Source organism: Chengkuizengella marina (assembly GCF_009910845.1).
GTDB lineage: Bacteria > Bacillota > Bacilli > Paenibacillales > KCTC-33759 > Chengkuizengella > Chengkuizengella marina.
On sequence record NZ_SIJB01000007.1, the window covers coordinates 21095 to 34084 of the forward strand.

The following is a 12990-nucleotide window of genomic DNA, read 5'->3' on the forward strand; positions in this document are numbered from 1 at the left end:
CTTTATAAGAATAACCTTTAAATAAGGTGTTTAGAAGATGATAGGACTTCTAGACACCTTTTTTGTAATATTCTTATAAATTTTTCTTTACTCCTCTAAAGTTTTTTTCTTTAATTCACTACAATCCACATATAATATGATATAATTCGTCTATAATAATTGATTTAATCTAGAAAAAAATCATATATGGATTTTTATCTCTTTACAATTCCGACAAATTTGGTAGACTATATAGAAATATGACAGTGGAAGATATTCGATGATTCATCGAACGCATATATATTGAAGCGGAGTGGAACATAATGAGTAAAATATCAATACAGGAACAACTAAAAAAGAAAATACTTATATTAGATGGTGCAATGGGTACAATGATACAGCAAGCGGAACTTACACCAGAAGATTTTGGAGGAGAAGAGTTAGACGGATGTAATGAAATGCTTGTATTAACTCGTCCTGAACTTATTTCCAGCATACATGAAAAATATTTGGAAGCCGGATCAGATATTATTGAAACAAATACTTTTGGTTCAACCAGTGTTGTTTTAGCAGAATACGATCTTCAAGATCGTGCTAGGGAGTTAAGTATAGAAGCTGCAAAACTAGCAGTAGAAGCGGTTAATAAATACTCAACTGATGAGTGGCCAAGGTTTGCAGCTGGAGCGATGGGTCCTACTACTAAAACATTATCAGTTACTGGTGGAATTACTTTTGACGAATTAGAAGGAAGTTATCATGAACAAGCACTAGCACTTATAGAAGGTGGAGTTGATGTTCTATTACTTGAAACATCTCAGGATACTTTAAATGTGAAAGCGGCTAGTATTGGAATTCAACGTGCTTTTGAGAAACTAGGTAAAAAAATTCCAGTGATGGTTTCTGGAACAATTGAACCGATGGGTACAACATTAGCAGGTCAAAATATAGAATCATTTTATATATCTTTGGAACATCTTGAACCTGTTTCCATCGGATTAAATTGTGCGACTGGTCCTGAATTTATGAGAGATCACATTCGAAGTCTTTCGGAAATTGCAGATACAGCGATTAGTTGTTATCCTAATGCAGGATTACCCGATGAAGATGGTCATTATCACGAATCACCTGATTCCTTGGCAAAAAAAATGGCGGGTTTCGCTGAAAAAGGTTGGTTAAATATTGCTGGGGGATGTTGTGGAACTACACCAGAACACATTCGAGCTTTGTCAGAAACGATGAAATCATATATTCCACGCCCCCAAACGGGTGAACATTTAGCTGCGGTATCCGGTATTGAAACAGTTTATATTGATACAGATAATAGACCTTATATGGTTGGAGAAAGAACCAACGTACTGGGTTCTAGAAAATTTAAAAGATTGATTGCAGAAGGCAAATTTGAAGAAGCCTCTGAAATTGCTAGAGCGCAGGTTAAAGGTGGAGCACATGTTTTAGATATTTGTTTGCAAGACCCTGATCGAGACGAAGTAGATGACATGGAGAAATTTTTACAATATGTTGTGAAAAAAGTGAAGGTACCATTAGTAATTGATACAACCAGTGCAGAAGTCGTAGAGCTCTCTTTGAAATTCTCTCAGGGAAAAGCCATTATTAACTCGATAAACTTAGAAGACGGGGAAGAGAAGTTTGAAGATATTGTCCCACTTATACATCGATATGGCGCAGCAGTAGTTGTAGGTACAATTGATGAGAACGGGCAGGCAATTACTAGAGAAGGTAAGCTTGAGGTTGCAAAAAGATCGTATGATCTATTAGTAAATAAGTATGGACTTCATCCTGAGGATATTATATTTGATCCTTTAGTATTTCCAGTAGGAACAGGGGATGAACAATATATTGGTTCTGCAAAAGAAACTGTTGAAGGGATTCGACTTATAAAAGAAGCGATGCCTAAATGTCACACAATTCTGGGGTTAAGTAATGTATCCTTTGGATTGCCTCCTGCAGGTCGAGAAGTACTTAATGCGGTATATTTATATCATTGTACGAAGGCTGGTTTGGATTACGCAATTGTGAACACTGAAAAATTAGAGAGATTTGCATCTATTCCTGAAGATGAACGTCGTTTAGCTGAAGCATTAATATTCGAAACAAATGATGATACATTGGCTGAGTTTGTTGCATTTTATCGTGAGAAGAAAGTAGAGAAAAAAGAAAAAATATCAAATTTAACCTTAGAAGAACGCTTAGCTTCTTATATCATTGAGGGAACAAAAGAAGGATTATTTGTGGATTTAGATCAAGCTTTAAAAAAGTATCAACCTTTAGAAATCATCAATGGACCACTAATGGATGGTATGGCGGAGGTTGGCCGTTTATTTAACAATAATGAGTTGATTGTAGCGGAAGTATTACAAAGTGCTGAAGCAATGAAGGCATCTGTAAGTTACTTAGAACCACATATGGAGACAACGGAATCCTCTGTGAAGGCGAAAATTATTTTAGCCACAGTTAAAGGGGATGTTCATGATATTGGTAAAAATTTAGTTGAAATTATTCTATCTAATAATGGATATAAAATAGTCAATTTAGGAATAAAGGTCCCTCCAGAACAGTTAATTGAAGCTTATAAAAAAGAAAAACCTGATGCGATTGGACTTTCAGGGTTGTTAGTTAAATCAGCACAGCAAATGGTAGTAACAGCACAAGATTTAAAAAATGCAGGAATAGATGTTCCAATCCTGGTAGGAGGAGCAGCACTAAGTCGTAAATTTACGAAAAATAAAATTGGAGCAGAATATGACGGATTAGTCTTATATGCCAAGGATGCGATGAATGGGTTAGATTTAGCGAATCAAATCAGTAATCCAGAACAACGTGAACTCTTAATCCAAAAAATGCGTGAGTTTAAAGATTCAGATGTCATGGATTCAAGAAAAAATAAGGAAATGCCTAAATTAACCAGAGCGGTATCTTCTGATATTTCACAGGATGTCCCTGTATTTACACCTCCTGACACTGAAAAACATATATTAAAAAACTATCCACTAGATCATTTAATTCCATATGTGAATATGCAGATGTTATTAGGACATCACTTAGGTCTACGTGGAAAAGTAGATCAATTGATTGAAGCACATGATTCAAAAGCTCTAGAATTAAAAGAAGTTGTGGATCAAATTTACAAAGAAGCAATCTATGAAAAAAAGATTGAAACACATGGGATGTATCGTTTTTTTCCTGCCCAGTCAAAAGGAAATGATATTCTGATATATGATCCTAATGATCATACAAAAGTAATTAAAACTTTTTCATTTCCACGCCAACAGGTAGAACCTTATTTATGTTTAGCTGATTTTCTAAAGTCAGTAGATAGCGGTTTGATGGATTATGTAGGTTTTTTAGTAGTTACAGCTGGGAAAGGAATCCGTGAATTAGCAGAAAAATGGAAAAACCAAGGTGATTATCTTCGTTCTCATGCTATCCAAGCCGTTGCATTAGAAACTGCTGAGGCATTTGCAGAGCGTATCCATCATATTATGCGAGATGTTTGGGGATTCCCTGACGCTTCTGAGATGACGATGAAACAAAGACACGGTGCTAGATATCAAGGGATTCGTGTTTCATTTGGATATCCTGCTTGTCCTGACCTTGAAGATCAAATTCCCTTATTTGAATTAATGAATCCAGAGGAAATAGGAGTCGAATTAACGGATGGTTGTATGATGGAACCAGAAGCTTCTGTATCTGCAATGGTTTTTGCACATCCTGAAGCTAAATATTTTAGTGTTGATAAAGGGTAAGTACACCCCTTTAGTTCGATCCACATGGATGTGGTCGAAGTTAGATGTAATCTTATTGAATGAAGTAAAATTTGCTGTCTATTGACTACAATTTTCTGACTCCAGAAAGCTATATTGATTGAGGATAAAAACTCCTAAGTTGAGTAACAATAGATTAGACTTTTAATATAGTGCAATCTCATTTTGGAAAGAGCATATGGGGGGAAACAATATTGGAACTAGAATTTTTAGGAACTGTTGCTGGAATGCCTGTTCGTGATCGAAATGTAACCTCCATTTGTTTAAAATTGTTACAGGAGAGAGGGACTGTATGGTTATTTGATTGTGGTGAAGGAACACAACATCAAATTCTTAAATCCTCAATAAAACTAAGCAAACTAGAAAAGATATTTATTACCCATTTACATGGTGACCATATTTATGGTTTACCTGGGATACTAACAAGTCGTTCTTATTCTGGTGGAAAGTCCCCTTTAACAATATATGGACCAAAAGGTATTAAAAATGTGATAACAACGGTCTTATTAGTAAGTCAAGCTCATTTAGAGTATGATTTGCATATAGAAGAAATTCCTGAAAATTTAAATGAAGGTATTTTATTTGAAGATAAACAATTTTTAGTAGAAATAGCTAAGCTCGAACATCGTATTAATAGCTATGGATATCGGATCACTGAGAAGGATCAGCCTGGTCCTTTACTATCAAAAAAATTGGAAGAAAGTGGCATTCCACCTGGACCTCTGTTTTCTCAAATTAAAAAGGGAAGAGACATTATTTTAGATAACGGGGAGAAGTTAATTGCTTCAAATTACGTTGGGCCAGCTCTAAAAGGAAGAATTGTTGTCATCATGGGAGATACAAGGATTTGTGAAAACTCACCTAAACTGTCTAAAGATGCTGATGTTTTAGTACATGAATCTACCTTTACAGAAGATTTACATGACCTTGCGTATAAGTATTATCATACAACTTCATTACAGGCAGCTCAGTTAGCCAAAAAATGTAACGTAAACGAGTTGATATTAACACATTTTAGTTCAAGATACCAAGGTGAAAGATTAGATCAACTGTTACAAGAAGCAAGGGAAATACATGAAAATACACATATTGCCCATGATTTTTGGGTGTTTCCTATAAATCGAAAAAATATTTAGTTAATTTTGATAAAAGGAGTGAGCAAAAATGGTGTCTAGTGTATTGTATTTTTTAATCTTATTTTCATTACTAATAACCATCATTATTATTTTATCAATGAAAGAAGAGAGGAAAACGAATCATCATTCAGATAGGAATATAGAAAAAAATAAGGAAATAGATAACTTTAATCATTCTGCTTATATAAAAGGGAATGATTATGGATCCAGTTAGTAAAGATACTTTGGAGAATGAAATAAGAGTCCAATATAACGGACCCTTATTTTAATTATCTTATGAGTCTCTTTGCTGTTCCGCTTGAGCTTCATCTTTTATTTCTTCGCGCAGCCCCTGAATACTCTGTTTTCTACGTTCATTTTTTGATTCAATGTCTTGTTGTTCATGGTTGCCAATCTCATCACCGAATTCTTCTAAATAATCTTCAGACTCCCTTAGGTTTCCTATTGTATTCTGTACAGCTTCTTGTAATTTTTCTACATTATCATCTCTATTATCAGGTTTAGCTTTCATAATTGCCTCCTTAATTAAAACTTTAATAACATTTATAAGATGTCTTGAACATTAAAGATTTATACAAGGTGGCAAGAAAAAGATTCCAACATTATTATTCACAACCATCAATATTGCAACTTATTTCGTGTTGGGATTTTAATTTAGTACCATCGGTTAACAGTAGTTTTTCAAATATTTCTTGTGCTTGAACACCTTGAAGCTTTTGATCTCCAATTACAAATGTAGGAATTGCACGTATATCTTCTTCTACCGCTTTATTTAAATATATTTCTAGATCCTCTTGATATTTATGTGTTTGTAGGGCATTTTCAAAATCATTTACATCTAAACCAACCTGTTTAGCAATTTCCATTAATACAGAAATATTCCCTATATCTTTTCCTTCTTCCCAAAAAGCTTTATAAACAAGTTCATTAAATTCAATCCCTTTGTTGTGATCTTTGGCATATAAAAAACCTTCATGGATCATGGGTGTTCTAGGATGAGGAGACATTTCAGGTAATTTCATGTTTACATTTAATTTTTCAGCTAATGGTTTAACGGCTTGATTAAACAACCCTTTCATTTGCTCAGGATAAATTGGAGGAGTTGAGCTAGGTCTAAGTTCAAAAGGTATCCATTCAATTTTCACATCTTTATTTTTAACAGCATCATTAAAAGATTTTTTTGCAATATAACAGAATGGGCACACATAATCAGAATACACTTTTATATCTATTGTCATTTCAAGCACCTCTTTAAAGTTTACATTTACTTACTATAAGTAATTTACAGTATAATATGTTTTTTGTAAAGATCAATCGTAATAGATCTTCTCGTAAGAAAAAGAAAAAAATAGATTATATAATTTACTTATCATTGTGTCATCTTGATCAATTTTATTAGTTTTGCTACCTTAATTTACAGTGGTATTACAGAAAAATTAGAGCGAGTGATTGATCTGTTAGAGTGGGAATCTAATCTAACAAAGAACACAATAGATATATTAAGAAATAAACCAAGGTGAACAAGATGAAAAAGCACAAATTCAATTCCATTTAAAACTTGTTATTTAACTTTTTTAAAATTTGGAATGAGTTATAATGACTTGGGTAAATTAAATGTAGATATGTTATTTAATTGCACTATATATAGCAAAAGTGAGGGATTTGAAATGGATGTAAAATTAAATTCAAAAGATCTAACTATTATTGAACAGGCATTAAATGAAGCTATTCATCATTGTGGTGGTTATCAAAATTCATTAAATTATCGTGAGGTTTTAGGCAAACTTCAATCCTTATCAAAAGGTAATGATCAAATTAGCCAGAAAGTTGCTTTACAAGATGGCTTTCGCTATGATTACGATGATTCAAAATGATAGTAATGTATTAGTTCAAAAAAGAATGGAAATGTATCCATTCTTTATTAATATGCTTCAATCATTATTAAAAACCAGTTCCATTAGCTTGTTTAAGGTGTGTTATTAATTCTTCTTCAATTTTCCCGTTTGAACATATCAAATTGCGAGTTGACAATTGATATGGATTTCCTAATGTATCTACTACATTCCCACTAGCTTCTTTGACGATTAATACTCCTGCAGCAACATCCCAGACATTAATACCAACTTCCCAATAAGCATTTAATTTCCCAGCAGCAACATATGCACAATGTAAGGCAGCAGAACCAAAAACTCGAATGTTACGAGCTACAATCCCTAACTGAGAGATTCCATTGAGTACATATTTACGTGCTTTATCAATATCTGTTGGAAAACCAGTAGAGATGACACTTTCGTTTAACTTTTCAGTTGGATCAACTTGAATTTGATTTCCATTTAAGAATGCACCTTTTCCTTTCTCCGCCCAAAACATTTCGTCAAGAGATGGGTTATATATTACTCCTACATGGATTTCTCCAAATGAAATGAGTGCAATAGAAATGGTGTAACTATGTAACCCGTTCACATAATTCGTAGTTCCATCAATAGGATCTACAATCCAAGCGAAGGGAATGTCAGCTATACGATCAAACCAATCTTCAAATTTATCGGTACCTTCAGCGACTCCTTCTTCACCAATAATTTGATGGTCAGGAAAGTGATGTTTAATTTGTTTTTTAATTAAATCTTCAGATGCCCGATCCATTTCTGTTACTAAATCAAAAACATTGTTTTTATGTTCAACATGGAACTCACTTGTGACTCTCTTTTCTAATAAAACTCCTGCTTCTTTTGCGATTTGTTTTGCGACTTCTAAATGAGTGCTCAAGCGAGGCCCTCCTTAATGTATTCTTTTCTAGTGGGTAAAAGACTTACGCATTCTTCTTTTAAGTGAAGTGTTACTTGATCTCCTTCTTGCTTAATCCCATGTTTAAAATGTTCAAAATCCATCATTGATATTGTATCATCCCCAATTGCAATTTCATATTCAACATGGTTTCCTAAATAAATAGTTCTAGTTACTTGACCTATAAACTTGCCTGTGTCAGAAAATTCCCAGAACTCAGGTCTTGTCACACATTCCACAGGACCATTTTCGGTGAGCTTTACTTTGTCATTTATACGAATTAAAACGCTTTTTCCAAATATATTAATCATTGCCATATTGTTTTTTAGTTCCTTTACAACCCCATGTAAGAAGTTAGCTTTTCCCATAAAACCAGCAACAAAATGATTATTTGGTTTAGTATAAATGTTGATTGGACTATCTGCCTGTTGGATTTTACCATGATTCATGATGACAACTTTGTCTGATATTGCCATGGCTTCGGTTTGATCATGTGTAACATAAAGACTTGTAATGCCTAATCTTTGTTGAATTTTTCTTAATTCATCCCTCATATATTCTCTTAATTTTGCATCAAGATTGGATAAAGGTTCATCAAATAATAACACTTTTGGTTCTGTGACAATTGCTCTTGCCAATGCAACACGTTGCTGTTGTCCTCCGGATAATTGTGAAGGTAATCGATCTTTAAATTCCTCTAAATGCATTAAGGAAATGACTTTATAGGTTCGATCGATCACATCTCCTTTTGGCACTTTATTTATTCTTAAACCATACGCAATGTTTTCAAAGACTGAAAGATGTGGGAAAAGGGCATAACTTTGGAATACCATCGCAACATTCCGTTTGTTTGGTGGTACATTTGTGACATTTTCATCCCCTATATGAATGGAACCAGAAGTTGGTAATTCAAATCCTGCGAGCATTCTTAATGTAGTGGTTTTACCACATCCTGAAGGACCAAGCAAAGTGACTAGTTCCCCAGCTTTAATATCTAATTCAATATCATCTACAGCGTAAAAATTGTCTCCACCGTTGTGTGATGGAAAAACTTTTAGTAGATTTGTTAGCTTAACATCCACTGAATGTGTATTTATGTTTGAGTTAGTGTTTGTCATCTAAAGTTCCTCCTTTTGGATGATGCTAAATAATTTACAAAGAATTCTAATAGGCCGATAACAATAAGTATAATCACAATTAGGATAATACAATACGCCGCTGCTGCACCTAGACTAGCATCTTCTACTTGAGATAAGATCGTAACAGTTAATAAATTCCAATTCACGGAAATTAAGAAGATCACCGCACTAATTGAAGTCATGGAACGTACAAAGGAGTATACTAGTCCAGAGAATAATGCTGATTTCATTAATGGTAGTGATATTTTCCTAAAAGTTGTAAAGGAACTAGCTCCAAGATTTGTTGATGCTTCTTCTATAGAGGGGTCTACTTGTCGAAGACTATTTGTTCCTGCTTCTATACCAACCGTTATGTTTCTAAAGGTGAAAGCTATAATGAGGATCATCGCTGTGCCAGTTAGTAATAAAGGTTTTTGATTAAATGCTAGGATATATCCGATACCGATAACCGTACCTGGTACTGCAAAAGCAAGCATCGATGAAGCTTCCATTATTTTTTTACCTATAAATTGTTTTCTAATAATTAAAAAGGCAATGATCATACCTAATAGTGCTGTTATCGGTGTAGAAAGCGCAGATAATAACAATGAGTTTTTAACTGAATCAAACCCTAAAGTAAATGTATATTTAAAATTATCAAAAGTAAGCGTATTATCTACGCCCCAAACTTTAACAAATGCCCCCCACAAAACGGTACCATAAATAAGCATAACTGCACCTGTAATTAATCCACAGAATATGAACAACGGCATGACAATGTGTTTTTCATTTATTTTTTCTCTTGTTTGTGTAGGTTTACCTGTGACGGTGACATATGATTTTTTGCTTATCCAATATTTTTGTATGAAGTAAGCAGTAAGTGATGGTAATAATAAAGCAACTGCATAAAATGAGCCAGCTCGTAGATCATACATGCCAGTAATTTGTAAGTAAGCTTGCACCGCTAATGTCTGGTACTCCCCAGCTATGACCATAGGATTACCGAAGTCTTCAATGGCTTTAATAAAAACTAAAAGCAATGAACTTAGAATACCTGGAACAGCTAATGGTAGAGTAATGGTACTAAATACCTTCCACCTGGAAGCGCCGAGGTTTAATGCGGCATCTTCAACTGAACTGTCGATGGCTTCCAATACTCCTTTTAAGTTTAAGTAAGCAATTGGGAAAAAACCTAACGTTTGTATAAATACTAAACTTCTTAACCCGTATACATTACTGTCCTCAAAACCAAATAAACCATTAGAGATAATTCCATTTCGTCCAAATAATAATATGACAGATAAAGCAATGACAAACGGTGGAGATATAATTGGCAATAAAGCAACAAGGTTAAAGAATTTTTTGCCTTTCATTTCAGTACGTGTTACAGCATATGCAAAAATAAATCCAATGATCGTTCCAAAGATGGCTGACATGATACCTAATTGAATACTATTCCATAACGTTTTTAGAAAAAAACTGCTTGAGAAGGTTTCTACTATTAAAGAAAAGTCTATAATCCCTTCATCATTTATTACTGTAATTTTGAACACTTGATAAATTGGATAAACTGAAAATACAAATAAAGATAAAAATATGATGATGATTAAAGCAAGTAAATAAGGTTCTTTTATAAGCATTTTCATTCGTTTGAATTGTCCATTGACCTTTGATTCTATTTTATTTGTTGATGGTGGTATATTTGCCAAGCTTCTCTACTCCTTTGTAGGGTAAATCTTTATTCCCGTAATCATAACCCGAAAGGTGCCTTTCTGTGAGACTTTTTAGTAAGTTGGGTGAAAAGTGAAGAGGCAGCATGAAGCCGCCTCATCTCCATGGATTGAAAATAAATTATTCCACTACAGCTTCTTTTCCAACAACATATGACTCAAATTTTCCTAGTAAATCATCTCTGTTTTCTCCGGCCCATACTGCATCATAATTAATAACACTTAAATCAGAAAGTTTTACTGCACCTTCAGGTATTTTTGCCTCTGGATTTACAGGTAAACGGAACGATCCTGAATCTGCATATAAATCTTGAGCTTGTTTACTAATTGCCCAATCTATGAATTTTTGAGCATTTTCAGTTTGCTCACTTGGAGCACCTTTAATTAATGCAACAGCACCAACTTCATAACCAGTTCCGTCACTTGGGAATGATAACGTAATAGGATAACCTTCATGTTTTGGTTTTAAAATATCATGTGCAAAGGAAAGACCTACACCAGTTTCACCAAATCCAGCTTGTTTTGCAGGAGCAGATCCTGATTTTGTATATTGTCTAATGTTTTCATCAAGCTGTAAAAAGTAATCTAATGCTTCTTGTTCACCTTTTAACTGTACAAGTGTGGCATAAACAGAGTAAGCTGTTCCAGAGGACGCAGGGTGAGCCATTGTAACATTCCCTTGGTATTCTGGTTTTAATAAATCTGCCCAGCTTTGTGGAGGTTCAATTCCTTCTTTTTCTAACCACTCGGTATTACTTGCGAAACCTAATGCTCCAACATAAATGGGTGTCCATACTTTTTTGGCATCTCTGAATTGTTCTGGAATATCTGATACTCCTTCTGGTTGGTAAGCTTCTAACAGATCATCATTTGCTGCTGCAACAAAAGTATCTGATGGTCCCCCAAACCAAACACTTGCTTGTGGATTTGATTTTTCAGCTTTAATACGTGCTAAAGTTTCACCTGCGGATAAACGAACAAAATTAACTTCAATGCCTGTTTCTTCTTCAAACTGTTCAATATACATAACAACTTCCTGCTCTGGAAATGCTGTGTAGATTGCTACGGAATTAGAACCTGAACTACATCCTGCTACTATGCTCATTAATAACAATACTGATAAAACAACAAATAATGATTTTTTCATGAATTAGACCCCTCCAAAAAATAGATAAAGATAGACTACGGATAAACATGAAACGGTATGACTGGTTTGACACCTCCTCAACATAATTTCTTATGAAAACTATTCTCTCTAAAACAAAGTGATGTATAAGAGAGTAATCATAGCAGGGTATGCGCTTAACCTGATGATGTAATGAATCACTGATAGGTGAGTTTCTTACAAGTATTTCTATTAATTAGGACAGAATCTAATAAAATTGAGTCAGGGATTTCATCATCTGTATTAGCATGATTTATCATTTTCAGTAAAGTTTCTGCAGCGTGACGGCCCATTTGATTACGTGGTTGCGACATGGTTGACAATTGAATCCAATATAAATTTGATATTTCTAAATCATCAAATCCCATAATGGAAATAGTATCTGGAACACCAATGTTGTGTTGAGCTAGTGACTCTAGAGCACCTATTGCCAATAAATCATTGTATGCAAATATCGCGGTCATTTCAGGTATATGAGAGATTAATTGATCCATTGCTATACGACCAGATTGTATCGTTCTTCCACCTGAAAGTTGTATGAAATCAGAAACGTATGGGATATCGTGTTTTTTTAGAGTATCCTTGTAACCTTGAAATCGATCAATCGCGATCGGTGATTCTATAGGAATTCCGATATAACCTATACCCTTGTGACCTAGTGAAATTAGATGTTCAACGGCTTCGCATGCTCCTTTGTAATGATCTACATCAACAAAAGGTACCTTTAATAGTTTGGAAGGTCTTCTTCTTAAAAATACTACAGGGATGTTTATATTAGATAACATCTCAACAAGTTCTTCATCCACATGGTCAGGTGTGATGATCAATCCATCCATCTTTCTTTCCAATGCACTTTCAATAAAACGTTTTTCTTTGGCACTATCTCTTAAGGTATTTCCAATAATGACTTGATATCCTTGTTCTGATAATAACTCTTGAGCACCTACTGAAATTGTTGAGAAGAAAGGATCTGTAATATCTGGAATCATTAATCCTACTGTATATGTACGTTGATGAATTAAGCTTCTAGCTACACTATTTGGACGGTAATTTAGTTCTTTGACTGTTTCTAATACTTTTAATTTTGTTTCTTTTTTAATATCAGAATGATCATTTAAAGCGCGTGAGACGGTAGAAACAGAGATGCCCAGTTGCTTAGCAATATCTTTGATAGTAACCAATGTTTTCATTCACCTCCGAAAAAAGAAAATTTATATAATAGAATTTATTTCGGTAACGTTTCCGAAAACACACAAAATATGATAACGCTTTCAAATCAATATGGAAACCTAGTTA

General features: G+C 34.0%; 11 protein-coding genes. 4 read left to right on the forward strand and 7 right to left on the reverse strand.

Translation table 11 applies throughout. The annotated features are described in order from the left end of the window. Nucleotides 1-302 precede the first annotated feature (302 nt). The 3 genes from metH (at nt 303) to ERL59_RS02495 (ending at nt 5111) form a co-directional block, all read left to right on the forward strand. Entirely contained in the window at nt 303-3743 is a 3441-nt protein-coding gene (metH, locus tag ERL59_RS02485; RefSeq protein ID WP_160644162.1) for a methionine synthase, read from the forward strand. Nucleotides 3744-3955: 212 nt separating this feature from the next. Further along, nucleotides 3956-4897: a ribonuclease Z gene (rnz, locus tag ERL59_RS02490; RefSeq protein ID WP_160644164.1), complete on the forward strand. Its 942-nt coding sequence runs from the start codon at nt 3956-3958 to the stop codon at nt 4895-4897. A gap of 28 nt (nt 4898-4925) precedes the next feature. Continuing rightward, nucleotides 4926-5111: a hypothetical protein gene (locus ERL59_RS02495; protein WP_160644166.1), complete on the forward strand. Its 186-nt coding sequence runs from the start codon at nt 4926-4928 to the stop codon at nt 5109-5111. A 60-nt stretch (nt 5112-5171) separates the two neighbouring features. Here the strand turns inward: ERL59_RS02495 and tlp are convergent, their stop codons facing one another. Together tlp and ERL59_RS02505 are read right to left on the reverse strand one after the other, a co-directional pair. Further along, a complete protein-coding gene (gene tlp / locus ERL59_RS02500) occupies nt 5172-5408 on the reverse strand; it encodes a small acid-soluble spore protein Tlp (RefSeq protein WP_160644169.1) in 237 nt (78 codons plus the stop codon). A 94-nt stretch (nt 5409-5502) separates the two neighbouring features. After that, nucleotides 5503-6135 carry a DsbA family oxidoreductase gene (locus ERL59_RS02505; protein ID WP_160644171.1) on the reverse strand — a complete coding sequence of 211 codons (633 nt, stop codon included), beginning with the start codon at nt 6133-6135 and terminating at the stop codon, nt 5503-5505. A gap of 429 nt (nt 6136-6564) precedes the next feature. Here ERL59_RS02505 and ERL59_RS02510 point away from each other — a divergent pair, with 429 nt between their 5' ends. After that, entirely contained in the window at nt 6565-6771 is a 207-nt protein-coding gene (locus ERL59_RS02510; RefSeq protein WP_160644173.1) for a hypothetical protein, read from the forward strand. Nucleotides 6772-6838: 67 nt separating this feature from the next. Here ERL59_RS02510 and ERL59_RS02515 read toward each other — a convergent pair whose 3' ends face one another. From ERL59_RS02515 to ERL59_RS02535, 5 genes are all read right to left on the reverse strand, one after another. Further along, entirely contained in the window at nt 6839-7663 is an 825-nt protein-coding gene (locus tag ERL59_RS02515) for an inositol monophosphatase family protein (RefSeq protein ID WP_160644175.1), read from the reverse strand. Beyond that, nucleotides 7660-8799, reverse strand: coding sequence for an ABC transporter ATP-binding protein (locus ERL59_RS02520; RefSeq protein ID WP_160644176.1), 1140 nt, complete (start codon nt 8797-8799; stop codon nt 7660-7662). The genes ERL59_RS02515 and ERL59_RS02520 overlap by 4 nt, the downstream gene beginning before the upstream one ends. Then, the gene (locus tag ERL59_RS02525; RefSeq protein ID WP_235929766.1) at nt 8796-10508 is read right to left on the reverse strand and encodes an ABC transporter permease; all 1713 of its coding nucleotides are present in this window, start codon (nt 10506-10508) and stop codon (nt 8796-8798) included. Before ERL59_RS02525 ends, ERL59_RS02520 begins: the two co-directional genes overlap by 4 nt. A gap of 142 nt (nt 10509-10650) precedes the next feature. Continuing rightward, the gene (locus tag ERL59_RS02530; RefSeq protein ID WP_160644178.1) at nt 10651-11676 is read right to left on the reverse strand and encodes an ABC transporter substrate-binding protein; all 1026 of its coding nucleotides are present in this window, start codon (nt 11674-11676) and stop codon (nt 10651-10653) included. Between the two features lie 176 nt (nt 11677-11852). Then, complete coding sequence (locus ERL59_RS02535) at nt 11853-12884, reverse strand: LacI family DNA-binding transcriptional regulator (protein ID WP_160644180.1); 1032 nt, start codon at nt 12882-12884, stop codon at nt 11853-11855. Nucleotides 12885-12990 lie beyond the last annotated feature (106 nt).

Coding starts and splice junctions, on each gene's coding strand:
- metH (WP_160644162.1), top strand. CDS start 303: ATGAGTAAAATATCAATACAGGAACAACTAAAAAAGAAAATACTTATA.
- ERL59_RS02495 (WP_160644166.1), top strand. CDS start 4,926: ATGGTGTCTAGTGTATTGTATTTTTTAATCTTATTTTCATTACTAATA.
- tlp (WP_160644169.1), bottom strand. CDS start 5,408: ATGAAAGCTAAACCTGATAATAGAGATGATAATGTAGAAAAATTACAA.
- ERL59_RS02505 (WP_160644171.1), bottom strand. CDS start 6,135: ATGACAATAGATATAAAAGTGTATTCTGATTATGTGTGCCCATTCTGT.
- ERL59_RS02510 (WP_160644173.1), top strand. CDS start 6,565: ATGGATGTAAAATTAAATTCAAAAGATCTAACTATTATTGAACAGGCA.
- ERL59_RS02520 (WP_160644176.1), bottom strand. CDS start 8,799: ATGACAAACACTAACTCAAACATAAATACACATTCAGTGGATGTTAAG.
- ERL59_RS02530 (WP_160644178.1), bottom strand. CDS start 11,676: ATGAAAAAATCATTATTTGTTGTTTTATCAGTATTGTTATTAATGAGC.
- ERL59_RS02535 (WP_160644180.1), bottom strand. CDS start 12,884: ATGAAAACATTGGTTACTATCAAAGATATTGCTAAGCAACTGGGCATC.